The sequence below is a fragment of the Pseudomonas sp. MWU12-2319 genome (genome assembly GCF_023242525.1).
In the GTDB taxonomy this organism is placed as follows: Bacteria; Pseudomonadota; Gammaproteobacteria; order Pseudomonadales; family Pseudomonadaceae; genus Aquipseudomonas; species Aquipseudomonas gingeri_D.
In genome coordinates this window covers 80,665-101,740 of the sequence record NZ_JALJES010000004.1, presented here as the reverse complement: position 1 = coordinate 101,740, position 21,076 = coordinate 80,665, and the positions used below count along the sequence as shown (strand labels likewise).

Here is a 21,076-nt window from a genome sequence, read left to right as displayed (position 1 = left end):
TGAGTTTTGAGTCGTACCCGAATCTTGTGTACGACCGAGAACCTGTGGGAGCGGAGCTTGCCCGCGAAGACGTTAGAACAGACGCCTAAAGACTCAAGCCTGCGCCAATTCCCCATGCTCTTCAGCCTCCAGCAGCGCCTTGTCGGTCTGCTGCATCACCTGGCTGGCAATCGCCCCGGCGGTGATCGAACCGCTGACATTCAACGCCGTGCGGCCCATGTCGATCAGTGGCTCGACGGAAATCAGCAACGCCACCAGTGACACCGGCAAGCCCATCGCCGGCAGCACGATCAGCGCGGCGAACGTCGCGCCGCCACCGACCCCGGCCACCCCGGCCGAACTCAAGGTCACAATGGCCACCAAGGTCGCGATCCACAGCGGATCCAGCGGGTTGATCCCCACCGTCGGTGCCACCATCACCGCCAACATTGCCGGATACAGCCCGGCACACCCGTTCTGGCCGATGGTCGCGCCGAACGAGGCGGCAAAGCTGGCAATCGACTGTGGAATCCCCAACCGGCGGGTCTGGGCTTCAATGCTCAGCGGAATGCTCGCCGCGCTGGAGCGGCTGGTGAAGGCAAAGGTCAGCACCGGCCAGATCTTGCGAAAGAAGCGCAGCGGGTTGATCCCGGCCAGGGACACCAGCAGGCCGTGGACCACGAACATCAAGGCCAGACCGATATACGACACCACCACGAAACTGCCCAGCTTGATGATGTCCTGCAGGTTGGAGCCGGCGACTACCTTGGTCATCAGCGCCAGCACGCCGTAGGGCGTGAGTTTCATCACCAGGCGCACCAGACGGGTGACCCAGGCTTGCAGGGTGTCGATGGCATTCACCACCTTCCGGCCCTTCTCGGCATCATCCTTGAGCAGTTGCAGCGCGGCCACGCCCATGAAGGCGGCAAAGATCACCACGCTGATGATCGAGGTCGGCTTGGCTCGGGCGAGGTCCGCGAAGGGGTTCTGCGGGATGAACGAAAGCAGCAACTGCGGCACATTCAGGTCGGCGACCTTGCCCGCGTAATCGCTCTGGATCACTTGCAGGCGGGCCAATTCCTGGGTACCGGCCACCAGGCCTTCGGCAGTCAGGCCGAACAGGTTGGTCAGGCCGATACCGATCAGCGCGGCGATGGCCGTGGTGAACAGCAGCGTGCCGATGGTCAGGAAACTGATCTTGCCCAGGGACGTGGCGTTGTGCAGGCGGGCCACGGCGCTGAGGATCGAGGCGAACACCAGCGGGATCACGATCATCTGCAGTAATTGCACATAGCCGTTGCCGACCAGGTCGAACCAGCCGATGGAGGCCTTGAGCACCGGGTTGCCGGCACCGTAGATGCTGTGCAGGGCGACACCGAAGAGCACGCCCAACACCAGGGCGAGCAGCACTTTTTTCGCCAGGCTGAAGGTGGTGCGACGGGTTTGGGCCAGGCCCAGCAGCAGGGCGAGGAACACCAGCAGGTTGAGAATCAGCGGCAGATTCATTGAAGCTCCGGAAAACGATAGGTGCCAATTGCTCTGGTCGGCAATTGTGAACCGGTAAGCCTAACAGCTTGATAAATATGGATTTAATATCGATGTGGAATGGCTTCCATCGTTTTTGGAATAAGCCGCTGGCGCTTGGGCGTGGTGACGTGACCGGAACACGGGGAAGCATGGATGAAGACTGTCATAGACATTTGCCAGGGGCTGTTGCTGTTTGATACTAATAAATTGAAACTTGGGAAGTTCACAATCGGACTTATCTTATAAATATTAAGTATTGCTTTTCTTTTTGGGTGGCTGACGGAAGGCTTGAAGTTCGGGTGAGGACTAAATAATATTTATTTCGAGCTTTAGACCGTGTTGTGTACGGAGCAGGCCCAGGGTCGCTGCGTCTATAACGCTTTTGATTTTATAGGGATACTGTTCAGTTTTAAATGAGCTGAGTTGAGCTGGGAGGCGATAAGCTGTGGGTGTTTCGAATGTGTTCTTGTGTGCGGCCAAGTCTGCAGGTGCCATTAAAAAAGAAAAGTTCAGTCAAGGAAAACTGATCAGGGCCGAGCAAAGCTCAATTATCCGCCAAGGTATTTGTGGCGGGATAAGCATGATTTTTTTGGGGCTCTATGCCAAGCATGGGCTGCGTAGCTTGACGGATGCAAAATCATATAGTTGGTCGGCTTTATTAGAATTTGGGCTCAAGATTCAAAACGGATTGGCGGAGGTTCATGTCGATGGTGTTGGTCAGACGGCCAGCCAGGCAAGTGCTCAGGCATTGGCAATTAACTGTACTCGCTTGGGACCTGTCGTTGGCTTGAAATTTGTGAAAATGTATCCTGTCTTGACATGGCCCTGCCAGGAACGGATATCGAGAATTGTCATGTCTGAGCCGGGATATTACTTGATAGGTATTCCCGGTCATTATGTGACAGCTGTTTGCAGCCGCTCAGGTTCGACGGTTTTCTTTGATTGTAATGCGGGCGCGGCCGAGTTTAGTGGTGTCGATGGGATGATTAGAATGTTAGCGGGATACTTTAATAATAAGCAGGTGATGGATCTCTATACGGGGAGCACAAACAACGTGCATATCATGCGTTTTGATGCGATGTAATGAACTCATCGACGCTCCAGAAACATGCTTTCAAAAAGAACCGGCGCCTGGGCGCCGGTTCTTTTTGACATATATATGTCTTAGAGACCGTCGAGCATCGCCTTGTTGCGCACCGCGCCCTTGTCGGCACTGGTGGCGAGCAACGCGTAAGCTTTCAAGGCCGTGGTCACCTTGCGTGGACGCACTTCCACCGGCTTCCAGCCCTTCTTGTCCTGTTCGGCGCGACGTGCCGCCAGCACCTCATCACTGACCAACAGGTTGATCGAGCGATTCGGAATGTCGATCAGCACTTTGTCGCCGTCCTGGACCAGGCCAATCGCGCCACCCGCGGCCGCTTCCGGAGAAGCATGGCCGATGGACAGGCCCGAAGTGCCGCCGGAGAAACGCCCGTCGGTCAGCAGGGCGCAGGCTTTGCCCAGGCCCTTGGACTTCAGATAGGACGTCGGGTAGAGCATTTCCTGCATGCCCGGGCCGCCTTTCGGACCTTCGTAACGGATGATCACGATGTCGCCGGCCTGCACTTCGTCGGCGAGGATGCCGCGCACGGCGCTGTCCTGGCTTTCGAAGATCTTCGCGTTGCCTTCGAACACGTGGATCGACTCGTCGACACCGGCGGTTTTCACCACGCAGCCGTCCAGGGCGATATTGCCGTAGAGCACGGCCAGGCCGCCTTCTTTCGAATAGGCGTGCTCGACACTGCGGATGCAGCCGTTTTCACGGTCGTCGTCGAGGGTTTCCCAACGGGTCGACTGGCTGAACGCGGTCTGGGTCGGGATACCGGCGGGGCCGGCCTTGAAGAAGGTGTGTACCGCTTCATCGCTGGTCTGGGTGATGTCCCACTTGGCGATGCCCTCGGCTAGGGTCCTGCTGTGCACGGTCGGCAGGTCGGTGTGCAGCAGGCCGCCACGGGCCAGTTCGCCGAGGATGCTGAAGATGCCGCCGGCGCGGTGCACGTCTTCCATATGGTACTTCTGGATGTTCGGCGCGACCTTGCACAGTTGCGGCACGTGCCGGGACAGGCGGTCGATATCGCGCAGGTCGAAATCGATCTCGGCTTCCTGGGCGGCGGCCAGCAGATGCAGGATGGTGTTGGTGGAACCGCCCATGGCGATGTCCAGGGTCATGGCGTTTTCGAACGCCTTGATATTGGCGATATTGCGCGGCAGCACCGAGTCATCGTTGTCGCCGTAGTAACGCTGGCACAGCTCGACGATGGTGCGGCCGGCCTGGAGGAACAGTTGCTCGCGGTCGGAGTGGGTCGCCAGGGCCGAACCGTTGCCCGGCAGGGCCAGGCCCAGGGCTTCGGTGAGGCAGTTCATCGAGTTGGCGGTGAACATGCCGGAGCACGAACCGCAGGTCGGGCAGGCGCTGCGCTCGTACTCGGCAACCTTCTCGTCAGAGGCGCTGGAGTCGGCGGCGATGACCATGGCGTCCACCAGGTCGAGACCGTGGGCGGCCAGTTTGGTCTTGCCGGCTTCCATCGGGCCGCCGGAAACGAAGATCACCGGGATGTTCAGGCGCAGGGCGGCCATCAGCATGCCGGGGGTGATCTTGTCGCAGTTGGAGATGCAGACGATGGCGTCGGCGCAGTGGGCGTTGACCATGTATTCGACGGAGTCGGCGATGATCTCGCGGCTCGGCAGCGAATAGAGCATGCCGTCATGGCCCATGGCGATGCCGTCATCCACGGCGATGGTGTTGAATTCCTTGGCCACGCCGCCGGCGCGTTCGATCTCGCGGGCGACCAGTTGGCCCATGTCCTTGAGGTGGACATGGCCGGGAACGAACTGGGTGAAGGAGTTGGCGACGGCGATGATCGGTTTCTTGAAGTCGGCGTCTTTCATCCCCGTGGCGCGCCACAGGGCGCGGGCACCGGCCATGTTGCGGCCGTGGGTGGATGTTTTCGAGCGGTAATCAGGCATGGAGCACTCCGGGCGGCTAATCAGGTATCAAATGGGGAGTGAGCTTCTATGGACCTTGGGAACACTCAGAAATGGCCGTGTGTCCGAAAGCTGCCGATAACACCACGGGATCGCCGTGCGTTTCAGCCTGAGCTCATAAACCCGCCGGGGGATGACTGGCGATGAATAAGCTGATTCTACACGGGTCGTGGACGGAAGGAATCGCGGCAAGTGTTGTGTCAGGGGTCACAACGCGTGTGGGATGACGACTGGTGGTTTCCGGATATGAATATTCTGTAGGAGCGAGCTTGCTCGCGATGGAAGTTCGGGCACCGCGGGACACCAGGTACCCCGCGTTATCGTTGACGCCCATCGCGAGCAAGCTCGCTCCTACAGACGGGGGCGTACTGTCAGAGCCATATGGCATCCCAAAGCGGATAATCGCCGATATGCTCGGCCAGTCCCGCTCGTAGCGGGTTGGCGACAATGTAACGAGCCATGGCTTTCAAGTCTTCTTCACGGCGCAGTGCCCGATCGAAGTAGCCCTTTTGCCAGAGTGGTGTCTGAAGTCCCCTGATTTTGTTGATGGCGCGGGCGCTGCGGGATTTTGTGCACTGCATCAGCCTGGGCAGGTCGCCGTTGTGCAGTTCAAGCAACCAGTGAAAATGATCCGGCATCACGACCCAGGCCAATGATTGCGCGGCACCGGTTTGCTCGGCCTGCTTGAACTCATTCACCACCAGTCGGCCCAGGTGCCAATCCATAAAGATCGGCTGGCGATTCAGGGTGACTGCGGTAAGAAGGTAGATGCGCCCCGGTTCCGAAAAGCGGCCGACGCGTAGTCGATGGGTGTGAGGGAAGCTGGACATTCCGTTGTCCTCTGTGCAAGTGGAGGAACAACGTTAATGGAGGGAGGTTCGGATTGTCTTGCTGGCAGTGGGTCAGGATGTGTCCGTTGGAACGCATCGCGAGCAAGCTCGGTCCTACAGGGGGAGCGAGCTGGGTACGATCTTAGCTGTTAGGCAACAACCGGCAAATAATGCTCTTGATATAGCGCGTCTCCGGGATCGCCGGGTGTACCGGATGACCCGGGCCATGGCCACCGCGTTCCAGCAACAGGAAAAGGGTGCAACTGCCGAGGCTGGGATTATGGAGTATGGAGTATGAAGGATGACGACCGGGATCGTGTTACTCGAAAACCGGCCGCTGGTTACGTCGCTGGATTAGCGTGTTCAGGCCAAGTCCGGTCGTGCTCAATAGCAGAAAGGACAAGGCGAGTGTCGCTTCGAGTGCCACTGGGCTGAGATTGACTAGCGCACTGATCAGTCCGCCGCAAACGAAAATCAACGTGTTGCCAGCAGAGGCGCTTGCGCCAGCTTGGTCCGGGAAACACTCCATGGCTTTTGAGGTCGCAGCAGGACGAGTGATAGTGGTGCCCGCAGTACAAATGATCATCGGTATCAGCATCGTTATTGTCGACAAACCGAAGTGATGTGACAGGTAAAATAGCATCATGCCCGCGCAGAAAATAAAGCATAGGCCCACTGTGATTTGGGTGTTGGCGGTTATTTTGGTGCTTAGAAGTCCTGCGACTGCACCGCCGATGACATAAGCAGCGCCGTAGAACAACAGGGTTAGTGAGAACTCGTACTCGGAGAGTTGCAAATGCTCCATGAATATCAATGGTGAAGCAACGATGAACGAAAAGTGACAAGTAAAAACCAGCGCAGCGATTAGCCAATAGCCAAGGAACTTTATATCTGTGCAAATATGGCGATAGGATTGGAAAATTGAGCGGTGAGGGGCGCGCTCCACTATAGGGATAGGATTCTCTAGGAGCAGGTAGGCTTTGATAAATACCACCGCGGCGACTATGGTAAATATATAGAAACTGCCTGGCCAATCAAGCCGGTTCTGCAATGAGGCGCCGGCCAAGGGTGATAGCGATATGAAAATACCGCTGGCGGTAACGATGAGAATGCGTAACCGATCTCGCTCTTTGCCCTCGAATAGATCTTGGACGAGGGCTTGTGAGAGCACAAAACAGCCGCACCCGAGTGCTTGGATTAGGCGAAAAAGTAAAAACAGACTGTATTCGTTGACTAGCGCACACCCCAGCGCCCCCAGCATGGATATCGCCATACCGGTCAGAAGGAGGTTTTTTCGGCCTATTTTGTCTGATAATGGCCCGATGAATAATTGAGAAATGGATATGCCGACGGCGAACAGGCTGATGGACAGGGCAATGTCGGCAGGGGATCGATTGAAATGAGAGGACAGTGAAGGAACAGACGGGAGCAGCACATCGATAGGAAATACCCCTAGCAACACCATGGACAGTAAGAGCGCAATAGCCGAGATTTTCTTGTTTTTCTCTATGGTATGACTTAACTCAATCATCGATCAGTCCCGCTTCCTTGAAAGGAAGTTTGTTATGTTTGTTGTCGAAAACACCAGCTTTTTTCATAGCGAGGAAAGTAGGCGTGGCACCGACTCGGATGCGTTGGATAGCGGTAGACTTATTCAAGAGTGGGTAGATGATAGTACGGATTTGAGAGGTGGAGAAACCTGTGCTGAGGAGACTTTCTGTCAGCCACGGCTCATCAACTTCTGAAAAAATCAGAATGATGTTTTTCAGCAGTTCTACTGTGAGTAGCTGTTGGTTGGCTTCAAGGCGCTGCCAAAAATAGCAGAAAGCATCTGCGAAAAATCGACTGTGTCGAGCTTCGTCTTCCAGATGCTGTCGTAGAATCTGGTATACGCTGGAAATTATGGTGTTACAGGTGACGTTGAGTAGCTCTTTGGCAATGATTGTCTCGGATACAAAACCAATCAGGAACCATGCCAGTGGTTTGTGCTCTGTCTCAACTCTATCGATAAGGTCAAGCAAGAGAGTGATTCGTAGTGGTCTAGGACTTTGGCTCTGAATACAATAGTATTCTGAAACCTGCTTGGCTATTTCATGAGAAAAATATGCATGGTAGCCCTCATCGGTATAGAGTTGTAAGGCGGCGGACTTCATTGGCTCAGGTATGTCATCTTGCAATTCCCCATGGATAATAGTTTCTACAGACCGATTGACGATTTTGTGTTCTAGTACGGTGGTGTAGTCGAGAAAGTGAATCAAGTGGTTGGCTGTTAGTCTTTGCTTGAGTTTCTTGTCTGTGTTAACGGTTAATGGGTGTTGTAGATAGGGCATGAAGGTTGGAGGGAACCAGTATTTACTTTCTAGTTCAAGCTCCAGCTCTCGCTTGGAAGGAAAAAGAAAATTGCTTTTTCTTGTTCTTACACAGGCTTTGTTATCCCAGTCTCCCAAAGTAAATAGGGGCGAGTTGGCCATGGAGCTGGAAAGTGTCATTGTTGAACACTCCGTTCCTCGATCAGCGTGCGGAGTTCTTTGCACTGAGCTTCTGAATCGCCCTTTCCGCATCCCACGAAAAACAGGACTTGTTCAGGACTGTTTTCCAAATTCAGCAAATCCTCGATTCGTTCGTCAGCCATAGCGCCGGTCAGCCATGTTTTCAGCCCGAGTGCAGTGGCGATCAGTTGGAACGTTTGGGAGATGTGACCCGTTTCGACGTAGGCCATCCGATAGGCTCGCGAGTGCTCATATTTCCACCACAATTTGTCAAAGCGACAGGTGAGAAACACACCGAAAGGCAACGCGTTGATGAAATGCTGACCAGCCAGGAATAGACCCAGAGGTTTGGCAGGCAACGGGCTTGTGAGGCTCAATGCATGGTGGTTTGGATGATAGCGATAAATCCCGGGATCTATCCCCTTGATCCTACGAGCATAGATAAAGCCATCGCAGGCATTCAATCCACCCCCGGAAGGGCTGCTGCGTCGTGATCGTAATGTCTTGGGAATGGACTCATCTATATCCTGCTCGCGTTCTTTCAGATAACCGAGTGAGAGATAGAGTAATGTGCTGGCGTGGTTGAGGGATATTTCGTCTTCGCTGAATGATCGGCAGGTTTTTCTACTGATCAGGCTGTGGGTCAACGACATCTTTAATGACCCTGCCGACAATGGGGGTGGCAGATGGATTAGAGGGGGTGTGGGGGGGTTCTCTGAGAGGAAGTCAGGTGCCGGCTTTTTCAATACTTCATCACAATGTGCCAGATAGTGAACTGACCACTCTTGAATATCTTGGATCTCATGTTCGTAAGGAATGTCCTTGGTGCCGATATGGAATATCTTCGACAGCTCATCCCAGTTCCAGTCAAGGGTCGTGTGTTTTGTTGCGCTAATAATTCCGGATGCGAGAAATTCTGCGTCCATCGAAGCATTGACGTCAAATGAGTTGGGATTGTCTATGAGTTCGGTCAGACGTTTTGCATAATGAACGTTTAATTCGTACTGGGTGTGTGTTTTATAGTTCCATACGATCTGGTGTGGTGGTCGAGCAATAATAAATAGATTCGGATTTATATGCATGGTGTGCCACCTTGTTGGGGAATGCTAACAAGAGGGGGTCGGGCCGCCGGCACTTCCCGATCCCTCATTGATATTAGCGCTGCTTGGTTGCTACCAAGCAATTAAGGTTGGCGATTTTTTTGGCTTCCAGATTAATTTTTTTCATGAGTGTTACTCCATTGAGTTGAATGGCTGATATTGCTGTCTTAGTCATTTGTGAAATGACTATCTCAATAGTAGTTTGGTTGTGGTTGTTGGCAAGGGAAAAATAAGTAGGAAGCTTCCAGTAATTTTGTAAGGGGGATCTTTATCGTGTAGGACGATTTATATGTTTTTGTTGTTGTGGGTGTGGGTTTGACGCATGTATGTTGTAAGAGGTGTGATTGAACGAGGGCGTGTTTGAATGAGGATTGGGGCGGGTATTTAATTATCCTCAAGGCGCGGAGCAGGGCTGCTCCGCGCCGCGGAAAAGTCAGCTGTTAGGCAACAACCGGCAAGTAATGCTCTTGATATAACGGGTTTCCGGAATCGCCGGGTGTACCGGATGGTCCGGGCCCTGGCCGCCGCGTTCCAGCAGCTGGATATTGCGGTCCAGGTGACGGGCGCTGGTCAGCAGGATGTTCTGCAGGTCATCTTCCGGCAGATGCATCGAGCACGAGGCACTGACCAGGATCCCGTCCTTGCTCAGCAGGCGCATGGCCTGCTCGTTCAGGCGGCGATAGGCGCCTTCGCCGTTCTTCAGGTCTTTCTTGCGTTTGATGAAGGCGGGCGGGTCGGCCACGATCACGTCGAAACGCTCTTCGGAGGCCTTCAGTTCCTTGAGGGCTTCGAACACGTCACCTTCGATGCAGGTCATCTTCTCGGCAAAACCGTTCAACGCCGCGTTACGTTCCACGCCGTCCAGGGCAAAGGACGAGGCATCGACGCAGAACACTTCGCTGGCACCGAACGCCGCCGCCTGCACACCCCAGCCGCCGATATAGCTGAACAGGTCCAGCACCCGCTTGCCCTTGGCATACGGCGCCAGGCGCGCACGGTTCATGCGGTGGTCGTAGAACCAGCCGGTTTTCTGGCCTTCCATGACCGGCGCTTCGAACTTCACGCCGTTCTCTTCCAGGGCGACCCATTCCGGCACCAGGCCGAACACGGTCTCGACATAACGCTCCAGGCCTTCGGCGTCACGGGCCGCGGAGTCGTTCTTGAACAGGATGCCGCTCGGTTTCAGGACCTGGACCAGCGCCGCGATCACTTCATCCTTGTGCTGCTCCATGGCCGCCGAAGCGAGCTGGACCACCAGGATATCGCCGAAACGATCCACCACCAGCCCCGGCAGCAGGTCGGAATCGCCGTAGACCAGGCGATAGAACGGCTTGTCGAACAGCCGATCGCGCAGGGACAGGGCCACGTTGAGACGGTGTACCAGCAGCGATTTGTCCAGCGGCAGCTTGATGTCGCGCGACAGCAGGCGCGCGCAGATCAGGTTGTTCGGGCTCATGGCGACGATGCCCAGCGGCTTGCCGCCGGCAGCTTCGAGCAGGGCCTGGTCGCCGGCCTTGAAGCCGTGAAGTGGAGTGGCCGCCACGTCGATTTCGTTGCTGTAGACCCACAGGTGACCGTTGCGCAGGCGTCGGTCGGCGTTGGCTTTAAGGCGTAGGCTAGGCAGGGACATGACGTCGCTCCGGGGAAAAAAGAGCGGGATTATAGCGGGAGTTGGGCGTCCCCGGCGTGCGATGTTTCATGTAAGCGATTGTACACTTGGCCCATGGCGTACAGGTTTTCCGCTAGAATCCCTCACTCGCCCGGAGTGTGTACCCATGTCCCAAGAACTTTCACCTGAACAGATCCAGCAGGCCCTGCAAGGCATTAGCGTGCCTCCCCAACCGCAAATCATGGTGGATTTGCAGATGGAGCAGTACATGCCTGACCCGGATCTGGAGGTGATCGCCCGGCTGATCAGCCAGGACCCGGGTCTCTCCGGCGCGCTGCTGAAAATCGTCAATTCGCCGTATTACGGCCTGTCGAACAAGATCGCCTCGATCCAGCGCGCGGTGAATCTGCTGGGCAGCCGCTCGATCATCAACCTGATCAACGCGCAATCGATCAAGGGTGAGATGGCTGATGAAACCATCGTCACCCTCAATCGTTTCTGGGACACCGCCCAGGACGTGGCCATGACCAGCCTGACCCTGGCCAAGCGTACCGGCGCCCAGGCGGTCGATGAGTCCTATGCCCTGGGGCTGTTCCACGATTGCGGCATTCCGCTGATGATCAAGCGTTTCCCCAACTATATGGCGGTGCTTGAGCGGGCTTATGCCAATGCCAGCCCGGAGCAGCGCGTGGTGGACACGGAAAACGCCGAGTTGAACACCAACCATGCGGTGGTCGGCTACTACACGGCCAAATCCTGGCGCCTGCCGGAGCATGTGACCAACGCCATCGCCAATCACCACAATGCCCTGGCGATCTTCAGCGACGAATCGACCCGCAACAGCCAGTTGAAGAACCTGCTGGCCATCCTGAAAATGGCCGAACATATCTGTGCGTCCCATCGGGTGCTGGGCAACGAAGCCGAAGACCACGAATGGAAGGCCATCGGTCATCTGGTGCTCGATTATGTCGGCCTGTCCGACTATGACTTCGAGAACCTCAGAGAGAACATCCGCGAACTCGGTACTCACTAAGCGTCCGAGCGTCGTCGCCGAGCCCGTTATTGCCTGACCTGGGGCCGCCATGCCTGAATTACCTGAAGTCGAAACCACCCGGCGCGGTATTGCGCCCCATCTGGAAGGCCAGCGGGTCAGCCGTGTGATCGTGCGCGACCGTCGGTTGCGCTGGCCGATCCCGGAAGACCTCGATGTGCGCCTGTCCGGGCAGCGCATCGTGCTGGTGGAGCGGCGGGCCAAATACCTGTTGATCAATGCCGAGGTCGGGACCCTGATCAGTCACCTGGGCATGTCGGGCAACCTGCGCCTGGTGGAAGCCGGCTTGCCGGCGGCCAAGCACGAGCATGTGGATATCGAGCTGGAATCCGGGTTGGCCTTGCGCTACACCGACCCACGGCGTTTCGGTGCGATGCTCTGGAGCCTGGACCCGCTCAATCACGAATTGCTCGCGCGCCTGGGGCCGGAGCCGCTGACCGAGCTGTTCGACGGCGAGCGGCTGTTCCAGCTGTCGCGCAAGCGTTCCATGGCGGTGAAGCCGTTCATCATGGATAACGCGGTGGTGGTGGGGGTCGGCAATATCTATGCGACCGAGGCGCTGTTCGCCGCCGGCATCGACCCGCGCCGCGAGGCCGGGAGTATTTCCCGGGGGCGCTACCTGGCGCTGGCGATCGAGATCAAACGCATCCTGGCAGCGGCCATCGAACGGGGCGGCACCACCTTGCGCGACTTTATCGGCGGCGACGGCCAACCCGGCTATTTCCAGCAGGAACTCTTCGTCTACGGGCGTGGTGGCGAGCATTGCAAGGTCTGTGGCACTGTCTTGCGTGAGATTCGTCTGGGGCAGCGGGCGAGCGTGTACTGCCCGCGTTGTCAGAGCTGACCTGACAAGCGTGCGGACGCTGTTATAGTTAAGACTTTGCCATCCATTGCTTTGTTGAAGGATAGTGCCATGAACCCGTTTCGCACCCTGGCCCTGGTTGTGGCCCTGAGTTTTGGTCTGCAGGCGTTGCCGGTGCTGGCGGACGATGGTACCAGTGGCGACCCGACCTACTCGATCCAGAACCCACCGGCCTACGCGATGATCGCCGACCTGATCATCGCCCGTCCCTTGCTGGTGGGCGCGACCCTGGTGGGTACGGCGGTGTTTGTGGTGTCGTTGCCGTTTACCGCATTCGGTGGTGTCGACGGCATGGGCAAGGCCGGCAAGTCACTGGTGCTCGCCCCCGGGAAAGCGGCCTTTGCCCGTTGCCTGGGTTGCACGGCGGAAGGGTTTGACGGCGACCAGTAATCTGCTGGCGCCCGGTACAGCCCTTGCTGGCTGCGGCGTCAGTGATGGCCCTTTCGCGGGCAAGCTCCGCTCCCACAATATCTGAGCCAAGACTAAATATTGTGTATGACACAAAACCTGTGGGAGCGGAGCTTGCCCGCGAAAAGGGCCTTGGATTCGCTACAATGCTCAAGCCTTACCGGTGATCTTCCGGTATTTGATCATCAACTCATCTTCGGTTTCCGGATGGGCTTCATCCAGTGGGATACAGTCCACCGGGCAGACCTGCTGGCATTGCGGCTCGTCGTAATGGCCGACACACTGGGTACACAGGTTCGGGTCGATCACGTAGATCTCTTCGCCTTGGGAAATAGCGGCGTTCGGGCACTCGGGTTCGCAGACGTCGCAGTTGATGCAATCGTCGGTGATGATCAGGGACATGGGCACTCCGGCCCGGGCGGCAGGCCGGGCAACATGAAAACTAATGCGCCAATTGTGCCGCATTGGCGCGCGCAGTGCACGCGCGCCCGTCGAGGCGGCCGCAATAGCCAGCCTCGACAGTGCCTGCGCCCGGCGTTATTTCTTGAAGCGCAGGGTCAGTGCGTCGGCCACCGCCGGGTGGACAAACTTGGTGATATCGCCGCCCAGGGCCGCGATTTCCCGGACCAGGGTCGACGAAATGAATGAATAACGCTCCGACGGCGTGAGGAACAGACTCTCGACGTCCGGAGCCAACTGACGGTTCATGTTTGCCAGCTGGAACTCGTATTCGAAGTCCGACACGGCGCGCAGGCCACGCAGGAAGACATTGGCGTTCTGTTCCTTGGCAAAATGCGCCAGCAGGGTGGAAAACCCCACCACTTCCACGTTGGGCAGGTGCTGGGTGACCTCGCGGGCCAACTCCACACGTTGCTCCAGGGGGAACAGCGGGTTCTTCTTCGGGCTGGCTGCCACGGCGATGATCACGTGGTCGAACAGGCGCGCGGCGCGCTCGACCAAGTCGCCATGACCCTTGGTAATCGGGTCGAAGGTACCTGGGTACAACACTCGGTTCATCGCGTCGTCCTGGCGGGTATCCGTTTAGGGGAGTCGGATGGTATCGCAGCCTTTCCGGTCGGCCAAGTCAGGATACCGGGAAGAAAGCACTATAGACGCGACGAATAGTCCTCTTTTTCACGGGTTTTTCAAGCGCTCCGCGAGGGCGGTCGCCAGCTTGGCTGTCAGACCATAAACCGAAAGCTGTGGGTTGGCGCCTATGCTGGTGGGGAACAACGAGCCGTCGTGGACCGACAGATTGCGCAGTTGATGGTGGCGGCCGAGGCTGTCGGTGACCGCGCTTTTCGCCTCTTCGCCCATGGCGCAACCGCCCATGACGTGGGCGCTGCCCAGGCGCGTGCGGTACAGCTCCAGGCTCAGTTCGTCGATCAGTTCCCGGGCCTTGGCCAGGGTGTTCACGTAGTCGGCATCGGCGTGCAGCGGCAGCACCGACTTGGCGCCCGCCGCGAACTGGATCTCGGCCATGCTGTGGTACGCCCGGCGCAGGCCGTCCCAGGCATAGGCCGATACCTGATAGTCGAGCACCGGCGTGCCGTCGCCGCGCAGTTCCACGCTGCCGCCGGGACTGTCCGGGTGGAAACCGTCGCGCATCAGCGCCAGCATCATGTGGGTATGCGGCAGTTGTTGCATGCGCAGGGCGTTTTGCGTGCCGAAGCCGCCCAGCAGGGTGCTGGCCAGGGCCGGTTGCAGGGGCGGGACTTCGAGTTTGTAGGACATCGGCCCGGTGACGCCGGCATTCCACTGGAAATGGTCGGAATAGATCGACTGGGGCGCGCCGTAAAACGGATTGATGACTTCGGAAAACTGCCCAGCGGAGAAATTCACCAGGTGCAGGAAGGTCCGTTTGCCCAGTTGGCCGCTGGGATCCGGTGCCTTGGAGCGCAACAGCAGTCCCGGGCTGTTGATGCCGCCGCCCGCCAGCACGTAATGCCGGGCCTTGACCTGGATTGTCCGGCCATTGGGGGCCACGCAACGTTCGTCCATCGCCACGCAGAGCAGGCCGGTGACCTGATCGCCTTCGATCTGCAAGCGTTCGGCCCGGGCCAGATAGAGCAGCTCGCCGCCTTTCTCCAGGGTTGCCGGGATGGTGGTGACCAGCATCGACTGCTTGGCGTTGGTCGGGCAGCCCATGCCGCAGTAACCCAGGTTCCAGCAGCCGCGCACGTTGCGCGGGATGACTTTCCAACTGTAGCCGAGGGCTTCGCAGCCGTTGCGGATCACGTCGTTGTTGGCGTTGGGCGGCATGACCCAGGGGGCGACACCCAGGCGCTGTTCCATTTTCTCGAACCAGGGCGCCATCTCGGCGCTGCCATGGCCCTTGACGTTGTGCTCTTTGGCCCAGTGTTCGAGGGTCTGGTCCGGAGTGCGGAAGCTCGAGGTCCAGTTGATCAGTGTGGTACCGCCGACGGCGCGGCCCTGGAGGATGGTAATGGCGCCGTCCTTGCTCATGCGGCCGATGCCTTCCTGGTAGAGGCTGGTGTAGGCCTGGTCTTCGAGCATCTTGAAGTCGCTGCTGGTTTTCAGCGGGCCTTCTTCGATCAGCAGGACCTTGTAGCCGGCGGCGCTGAGGATTTCGGCGGTGGTGCCGCCGCCCGCGCCGCTGCCGATAATGGCGACATCGGCCTCCAGCGTCAGGTCCTGCTCCAGGCGAGAGCCGTTGTAGGTTTTCCAGCCTCGGGCCAGGCCTTCGCGAAACAGATCGGGTACGGGCATGTGCAGCCTCTTTTATTGTTGTTTTGTCAGAAACCGGGCATCTACAAGGATCAGACTTTCGGTGGGCCTGGATAACCGCAGTGCGCCCAGGCTTCGGCGCGGTTGTACCAAGCCATCATCACCAGTTGCAGCAGTGACGCGTGGCCCATGCGCAGCAGGCTCAGGTAGCTGTTTTCCCAGCGCTTGAGAAAGCCGTGGATCTGCGCATTGCTGGCATTTTCCCAACTGCCCCAGATGCCGGTCAGCGGCCCACGGGTGATGCCCATGCCGAGGACGTCGAACAGTTGCCGGGTCAGCTTGAGCATTTCCGGCGACAGGTGGTCGAGGCTGTAGTCCAGGCTCGCCAGGGTCTGGTCGATGGCGGCGGGGATTTTCTCGGCGGCGACAGCGCCTTCGAGCATCACCGGGATCAGCGCCTGCAAAAACGGCAGGTCATTGGCCTGCAACACGGTAAAACCGCTGGCCGGATGGCCGGCCGAGCAGCCGCTGAGGCTGGCGACAAGCCCGGCGCTGCTGAGGAAGGCGCCGGCGCAGAGACCGAGTTTCAGCACGCCGCGACGGCTCAGTTCGGGGGATTCAGACAGGCTTGGCATTCTTGTTATTCACCTGGGCAGTGGAACATCAACGAACGAAGAGTTTCTGGATCAGTTTCTGGATCGATTTGCCGTAGGGCGGATAGATCAGCCGCGCCGCGTTGAAGCGCTGCTTGGTCAGCACGCCCTTGGCCTTGCTGAAAGTCAGGAAACCTTCGTGGCCATGGTAATGGCCCATGCCCGAGGGGCCGATGCCGCCAAAGGGCAGGTCTTCCTGGGGCACATGGAGCAGGGTGTCATTCAGGCAGACGCCGCCGGAATGGGTTTCATCGAGCACCCGTTGCTGTTCGGCCTTGTTATAGCCGAAGTAGTAGAGCGCCAGGGGGCGAGGCCGGTTATTGATGTAGGCAAAGGCCTCATCCAGGCCCTTGTACGGCACGATGGGCAGCAACGGGCCGAAGATCTCGTCCTGCATCAGGGTCATCTCATCGCTGACGTTCAGCAGCAGGCTGTGGCCCATGCGCCGACCCTGGCCCTGGTCGAACAGCGGAATCAGCAGCGCGCCCTTGCTGGTGGCATCGCTGAGGTAGCCGTTGAGCCGTGTCAGTTGGCGGTCGTTGATGATGCTGGTGTAGTCCGGGTTGTCGACCAGGGTCGGATAAAAGCCGCGCACTGCCTGTCGGTAGGCTTCGACGAAGGACCCGACCCGATCTTCCGGCACCAGCACGTAGTCCGGCGCCACGCAGGTCTGGCCGGCGTTGAGGGTCTTGCCGAAGGCGATGCGTTCGGCGGCGTCCTTGAGGGGCACGTCCTGGGAGACGATGGCCGGCGACTTGCCGCCCAGTTCCAGGGTCACCGGGGTCAGGTTTTCCGCCGCCGCGCGCATCACGTGTCGGCCGATGCTGGTGGCACCGGTGAACAGCAGGTGATCGAACGGCAGCTTGGAAAAGGCCATGCCGATCTCGGCTTCGCCGAGTACCACGCACACCTGGTCTTCCGGGAATACCCGGCCCAGCAGTTCCTTGAGCAACAGGCCGGTGGCCGGGGTCGACTCGCTGAGCTTGAGCATCACCCGGTTACCCGCCGCCAACGCGCCCACCAGTGGGCCGACGCTGAGGAACAGCGGGTAGTTCCAGGGCACGATCACGCCGACCACTCCCAATGGTTGATAGACGACTTTGGCCGAGGCCGGCTGGAAGGCCAGCCCGACCCGACGGCGCGACGGTTTCATCCAGCCCTTGAGGTGGCGGCGGGCATGCTGGATGCCGTGCAGGCTGGGCATGAGTTCGCCGAGCAGGGTTTCATCGGCGCTGCGGTTGCCGAAGTCCTGGCTGATGGCGTCGATCAGCGCCTGGCGTTCGTCGCTGAGCAGTTGGCGCAGGCTGTCGAGCCATTGCCGGCGTTGCTCGGCGGGAGGCATGGGGTGCGCGGCGTAAGCCTGGCGCTGCGCTTGAAACTGGCGCTGGAGTTGGTCCAGTTGCTGCTGAGACTCCTGCAGATAGGCTATTTCGGCAGACATGGCGCGCTCCGGTGTGTGATTTTATTTTTAAACGAATGTTTAGAGCTAATGCTCCAGAAAGTCAACAGGGAGTGCCTGTGCGTTCTGATAGCGGCTGAGAATCATGGCGATTTATCCGCGGCCGGATAGGCCGTAAGATGGCCGATACCGTCTTCTGGAAGTAAAGCTGAAGTCATGGCCCCTCGAATAAAAACCAGCGAGCGTATCGTCCAGAACAGCCTGGATCTGTTCAATCTGCAGGGCGAGCGCAGTGTCAGCACCAACCATATCGCGGCGCACATGGACATTTCGCCGGGCAACCTCTACTACCACTTCCCCAACAAGCAGGCGATCATCGCCGTGCTGTTTGCCGAGTACGAAGCCCTGGTCGACAGTTTTCTGCGCCCGCCCCAGGGTCGCGCCGCGACCATCGACGACAAGCGTTTCTACCTCAAGGCCTTGCTCGCGGCGATGTGGCGTTATCGCTTCCTGCACCGTGATCTTGAACATCTGCTGGAAAGCGATGCCGAACTGGCCGCCCGTTACCGACGTTTTTCCCAGCGCTGCCTGATCCAGGGCCAGGCGATCTACGCGGGTTTTGTCGCGGCCGGGATCCTGGGGATGGATGCCGTGCAGATCGAGGCCCTGACCCTCAATGCCTGGATTATCCTGACCTCCTGGGTGCGTTTCCTGAGCACTACCCGCGAGAATGCCCATCACCTGAGCGAAGAATCGATCAAGCGTGGGGTCTATCAGGTGCTGGTGCTGGAGTCGGGTTTTGTCACCGCGCAGTCGCGGGCGGCGGTGGACAAGTTGCTCAGTGAGTTTTATGTGCCGTTGGCCCAGGCCCTGGATGAGGGAAGCTAGGTTATGGTGTTGTAGGAGCAAGCTTGCTCGCGATGGACGTCAACGATGACGCGGGCGTCCTGGCACCCCGCGGCGCCTGGACCACCATCGCGAGCAAGCTCGCTCCTACAATTGTTTTGTATTCACTTCACTTAGGAGGCGTTCGCCATGTCCCTTGCGCAGCTGATCAGCCCCCGGCAACTGGCCGAACGCCAGGCCCGGCCCGGGTTGGTGATCCTGGATTGCCGTTTTGCCCTTGATGACCCGGATTACGGGCAGCGCAGTTATGCCCAGGGGCATATCGAAGGCGCACACCACGCCGATCTGGAGCGGGACCTGAGTGGCCCGGTGATCAAGGGGCTGACCGGGCGTCATCCGCTCCCGGATCCGGTGGCCCTGGTCGAGCGCCTGCGGGCCTGGGGTATCAGTGCCAACAGCGAGGTCGTGCTCTATGACGATGGCCCGGGCATGTACGCCGCCCGGGCCTGGTGGCTGCTGGCCTGGCTGGGCAAGCGCGACGGCGTGTTCCTGCTCGATGGCGGGTTGAAAGCCTGGCATGCCGCCGGTCAACCACTGAGCCTGAATCCACCCACCGCCGGTCGTGGAACCTTCGAGGGGACGCCGGACGCGGCGCTGCAGATCAGCGTCGAAGACTTGCAGCAGCGCCTCGGGCAGCCGTCGATGACCCTGCTGGACGCCCGTGCCCTGCCGCGTTTCCGTGGTGAAGTGGAGCCGATCGATCCGGTGGCCGGCCATATTCCCGGCGCACAGTGTGCGGCGTTCAACGAGAACCTGGACGCGGATGGGCGTTTTCTGCCTGCGGAACAGCTCAAGCAGCGTTTCGCCGCCAAGCTGGGGGATCGCTCGCCACGGGAACTGGTGGCGTATTGCGGCTCCGGGGTGACGGCGTGTCATAACCTGTTTGCCCTGTGCCTGGCGGGTTATCCGTTGGGAACCTTGTATGCCGGTTCGTGGAGCGAGTGGATTACCGATCCGCAGCGAGCGGTGGCGATGGGCGACTGATTATCCCGGCGGCCGAGATTTATCTACCTACAGGCCGGACTCCGTAACCGGCTTAATCCCCATGAGCGTGGAGCGATGCACGCTGTAGAAACCTCTTTGATAGAACGGATACAGGAGATTTTTATGGGACAGGCCGTGTTGAATAATCAACTCGATCCGAGGTCGGTAGAGGAAATGGACGAATCGGCAGGGGCGCGAACCCCTGCCGAGCCACGATACAGCGGGCAGATGGAACCTCTCGCCAAACACTTTGAAACACTGGCGAACAATACCCATCACAAGATGCTCGCGCTGGGCCGTAGTGTGCTGCTGGACAAAAAAGCGTCCTTGCAAGACCGTGAGATTGAAATGCTGGAAGACTGGCTGGTGGATGCGGAACTCGAAGCCGAAGTTTTTGCCTGGGTCGAGGATCAGCCAGATGGCTATTCGGATGGGCAAGTGCTGGTGCCACTCGTGAATGATATCGCCACGCCGCTTGGCGCTGTCAGCTACCACGAATATGCCTGATCGATAGAAAGGCATCGCGCATTCCGCTCAATATTGCCTATCGGCCAGCCATTGTGGAATGCGCCTCTCCAGATAGTAAGTCGGCTTGCCCAGCGAGCCGTCGACAAACCCCACATGCCCGCCCTTGGCCTGCAATTCGAACTGGATGCCCGGTGCCAATTCGTCAGGCTCCGGCAGGCTGTGGGGAAACACGAAGGGGTCGTCCTTGGCCTGGATAATCAGCGTCGGGGTGCGAATCGCTCCAAGGAAATAGCGGCTGGAGGCGCGGCGATAATAATCCTGGGCATCGGCAAAACCGTGCAATGGTGCGGTGACCCGGCCATCGAAATCCCAGAAGGTGCGCATGCCGGTCAGCGGTCCCAGGTCGCTCAGGGTCGCCAGGCCCTCGATCCGCCCGTCATGCTGGAACTGGCGCTGCTTGTTCTTGATATAGGCCACCATCTCGCGCATGAAATGCGCCTGGTAGAGCCGCGAAAAGCCCTGGCCGATGCGGTCGGCGCACTGGTCCAGGCGAAACGGCACCGACACCGCCACGGCGCCTTGCAGGCCACTGTCCTGGCCACTTTCCCCCAGATGCTTGAGCAGCACGTTGCCACCCAGGGAGTAGCCGACGGCATAGAGCGGCGCCAGCGGGCGTTGGGCCTTGAGGTGGGCGATCGTGGCTGCCAGGTCTTCGCTGGCCCCGGAGTGATAGCTGCGCGCCAGTAGATTGGGCTCTCCCGAACAGCCCCGCCAGTTCAGCGCCACGCTGGCCCAGCCCTGGTTGCCCAGCGCCTGTTGCAGGCCGGCGACATAAGGCGAGTTCGACGAACCGGTGAGCCCGTGGAGGATCAGCACCAACGGCGTCTCGGCGGCATGCGGGCCGTGCCAGTCAAGGTCGAGGAAGTCGCCATCGTCAAGCCACAGGCGTTCACGCCGACGGTCAAGGTGGACGGTCTTGCGCCAGAGCGGCCCCCACAAGGTCTGCAGGTGTGGGTTGCCCAGGCCTGTGGCAGGGGTGAAACCCGGTAAATGAGTGGGCTGGGAAAATGGCGGCAACGCAGCGAGTCTCGAAGTGGGA

The 21,076-nt window shown here is 58.8% G+C and carries 20 protein-coding genes; 7 read left to right on the top strand and 13 right to left on the bottom strand.

Annotation, left to right across the window (positions count from 1 at the left end; all coding sequences use genetic code 11):
- Nucleotides 1-93: 93 nt before the first annotated feature.
- Nucleotides 94-1,485, bottom strand: coding sequence for an L-cystine transporter (locus M5C01_RS08050; protein WP_152736791.1), 1,392 nt, complete (start codon nt 1,483-1,485; stop codon nt 94-96).
- A 466-nt stretch (nt 1,486-1,951) separates the two neighbouring features.
- Here M5C01_RS08050 and M5C01_RS08045 point away from each other — a divergent pair, with 466 nt between their 5' ends.
- Nucleotides 1,952-2,590, top strand: a complete 639-nt coding sequence (locus M5C01_RS08045) for a hypothetical protein (protein ID WP_152736792.1) — start codon at nt 1,952-1,954, stop codon at nt 2,588-2,590.
- 80 nt (nt 2,591-2,670) lie between these two features.
- Here M5C01_RS08045 and ilvD read toward each other — a convergent pair whose 3' ends face one another.
- The 6 genes from ilvD to M5C01_RS08015 form a co-directional block, all read right to left on the bottom strand.
- The gene (gene ilvD, locus M5C01_RS08040) at nt 2,671-4,512 is read right to left on the bottom strand and encodes a dihydroxy-acid dehydratase (protein WP_152736793.1); all 1,842 of its coding nucleotides are present in this window, start codon (nt 4,510-4,512) and stop codon (nt 2,671-2,673) included.
- Nucleotides 4,513-4,901: 389 nt separating this feature from the next.
- Nucleotides 4,902-5,360 (bottom strand): transposase, encoded by a 459-nt coding sequence (locus M5C01_RS08035; RefSeq protein ID WP_152736795.1) that lies wholly within the window; start codon nt 5,358-5,360, stop codon nt 4,902-4,904.
- 319 nt (nt 5,361-5,679) lie between these two features.
- On the bottom strand, nt 5,680-6,891 hold the full coding sequence (locus tag M5C01_RS08030; RefSeq protein ID WP_152736796.1) for a multidrug effflux MFS transporter: 1,212 nt from the start codon (nt 6,889-6,891) through the stop codon (nt 5,680-5,682).
- A complete protein-coding gene (locus M5C01_RS08025) occupies nt 6,884-7,849 on the bottom strand; it encodes a diiron oxygenase (protein WP_152736797.1) in 966 nt (321 codons plus the stop codon). The genes M5C01_RS08030 and M5C01_RS08025 overlap by 8 nt, the downstream gene beginning before the upstream one ends.
- On the bottom strand, nt 7,846-8,931 hold the full coding sequence (locus M5C01_RS08020; protein WP_152736798.1) for a SagB family peptide dehydrogenase: 1,086 nt from the start codon (nt 8,929-8,931) through the stop codon (nt 7,846-7,848). Before M5C01_RS08020 ends, M5C01_RS08025 begins: the two co-directional genes overlap by 4 nt.
- 451 nt (nt 8,932-9,382) lie before the next feature.
- Nucleotides 9,383-10,579 carry a class I SAM-dependent rRNA methyltransferase gene (locus M5C01_RS08015; protein ID WP_152736799.1) on the bottom strand — a complete coding sequence of 399 codons (1,197 nt, stop codon included), beginning with the start codon at nt 10,577-10,579 and terminating at the stop codon, nt 9,383-9,385.
- A gap of 199 nt (nt 10,580-10,778) precedes the next feature.
- Between M5C01_RS08015 and M5C01_RS08010 the strand changes: the two genes are divergently transcribed.
- From M5C01_RS08010 to M5C01_RS08000, 3 genes are all read left to right on the top strand, one after another.
- The gene (locus M5C01_RS08010) at nt 10,779-11,591 is read left to right on the top strand and encodes an HDOD domain-containing protein (RefSeq protein ID WP_178129715.1); all 813 of its coding nucleotides are present in this window, start codon (nt 10,779-10,781) and stop codon (nt 11,589-11,591) included.
- A gap of 49 nt (nt 11,592-11,640) precedes the next feature.
- Entirely contained in the window at nt 11,641-12,453 is an 813-nt protein-coding gene (mutM, locus tag M5C01_RS08005; RefSeq protein WP_100944583.1) for a bifunctional DNA-formamidopyrimidine glycosylase/DNA-(apurinic or apyrimidinic site) lyase, read from the top strand.
- A 69-nt stretch (nt 12,454-12,522) separates the two neighbouring features.
- The gene (locus M5C01_RS08000; RefSeq protein ID WP_152736801.1) at nt 12,523-12,861 is read left to right on the top strand and encodes a multidrug transporter; all 339 of its coding nucleotides are present in this window, start codon (nt 12,523-12,525) and stop codon (nt 12,859-12,861) included.
- Between the two features lie 168 nt (nt 12,862-13,029).
- Here M5C01_RS08000 and M5C01_RS07995 read toward each other — a convergent pair whose 3' ends face one another.
- From M5C01_RS07995 to M5C01_RS07975, 5 genes are all read right to left on the bottom strand, one after another.
- Nucleotides 13,030-13,281: a YfhL family 4Fe-4S dicluster ferredoxin gene (locus M5C01_RS07995; RefSeq protein WP_103494464.1), complete on the bottom strand. Its 252-nt coding sequence runs from the start codon at nt 13,279-13,281 to the stop codon at nt 13,030-13,032.
- A 135-nt stretch (nt 13,282-13,416) separates the two neighbouring features.
- Complete coding sequence (coaD, locus tag M5C01_RS07990; protein ID WP_100944586.1) at nt 13,417-13,896, bottom strand: pantetheine-phosphate adenylyltransferase; 480 nt, start codon at nt 13,894-13,896, stop codon at nt 13,417-13,419.
- Between the two features lie 117 nt (nt 13,897-14,013).
- Nucleotides 14,014-15,609: a GMC family oxidoreductase gene (locus tag M5C01_RS07985; RefSeq protein ID WP_152736802.1), complete on the bottom strand. Its 1,596-nt coding sequence runs from the start codon at nt 15,607-15,609 to the stop codon at nt 14,014-14,016.
- Nucleotides 15,610-15,659: 50 nt separating this feature from the next.
- Nucleotides 15,660-16,202, bottom strand: coding sequence for a twin-arginine translocation pathway signal protein (locus tag M5C01_RS07980; RefSeq protein ID WP_152736803.1), 543 nt, complete (start codon nt 16,200-16,202; stop codon nt 15,660-15,662).
- A 28-nt stretch (nt 16,203-16,230) separates the two neighbouring features.
- Complete coding sequence (locus M5C01_RS07975; protein WP_152736804.1) at nt 16,231-17,661, bottom strand: coniferyl aldehyde dehydrogenase; 1,431 nt, start codon at nt 17,659-17,661, stop codon at nt 16,231-16,233.
- Nucleotides 17,662-17,835: 174 nt separating this feature from the next.
- Here M5C01_RS07975 and M5C01_RS07970 point away from each other — a divergent pair, with 174 nt between their 5' ends.
- The 3 genes from M5C01_RS07970 (at nt 17,836) to M5C01_RS07960 (ending at nt 20,016) form a co-directional block, all read left to right on the top strand.
- The gene (locus tag M5C01_RS07970; protein ID WP_152736805.1) at nt 17,836-18,507 is read left to right on the top strand and encodes a TetR/AcrR family transcriptional regulator; all 672 of its coding nucleotides are present in this window, start codon (nt 17,836-17,838) and stop codon (nt 18,505-18,507) included.
- Between the two features lie 147 nt (nt 18,508-18,654).
- Entirely contained in the window at nt 18,655-19,509 is an 855-nt protein-coding gene (locus M5C01_RS07965) for a sulfurtransferase (protein WP_152736807.1), read from the top strand.
- Nucleotides 19,510-19,584: 75 nt separating this feature from the next.
- Nucleotides 19,585-20,016 carry a hypothetical protein gene (locus M5C01_RS07960; protein WP_152736808.1) on the top strand — a complete coding sequence of 144 codons (432 nt, stop codon included), beginning with the start codon at nt 19,585-19,587 and terminating at the stop codon, nt 20,014-20,016.
- A gap of 27 nt (nt 20,017-20,043) precedes the next feature.
- Here the strand turns inward: M5C01_RS07960 and M5C01_RS07955 are convergent, their stop codons facing one another.
- Nucleotides 20,044-21,054, bottom strand: coding sequence for a hydrolase (locus tag M5C01_RS07955; protein WP_248764302.1), 1,011 nt, complete (start codon nt 21,052-21,054; stop codon nt 20,044-20,046).
- Between the last annotated feature and the right edge of the window lie 22 nt (nt 21,055-21,076).